Annotated in this window: 1 pseudogene; it reads right to left on the bottom strand. The window is 47.0% G+C overall.

Features of this window, described 5'->3' with window-relative positions:
- Positions 1-355, bottom strand: a pseudogene (locus ACT3QN_RS13695) (hypothetical protein); the annotation flags it as partial.

Here is a 355-nt window from a genome sequence, read left to right as displayed (position 1 = left end):
TGTCACCAGCATTAACGCCGTTGGTTGCATTATTTGGGTCGGTCACGTCACCGCCACTTGCTACATTGGTAATGACAGTTCCGCCTGCATTAAAGCCAGCTGCGGTCACACTTGGACCTGTCTGTGCACCTCCGCCATCAATGAAGCTGATGCCGCCTTTATTGACTGATATACCGTTGTTACCCGCAGTATCAGTTGCTGTAAACCCTTCTGCGCCATAATCACTAGTATTAGTACCGTCAGTAACGTTAGTGCCTGCTAATGTGACTGCAGTTACATTGGTACCGTCATCAATTCGAACACCAGTATTATTGGTAACGGTGTTGCCAGTAATAACACTATCAAGTACAAGGTC

It is taken from the genome of Psychrobacter sp. AOP7-C1-14, from assembly GCF_052376135.1.
GTDB lineage: Bacteria > Pseudomonadota > Gammaproteobacteria > Pseudomonadales > Moraxellaceae > Psychrobacter.
Note: the sequence above shows the minus strand (reverse complement) of the source record. Positions and strands in the feature narration are given on the sequence as shown.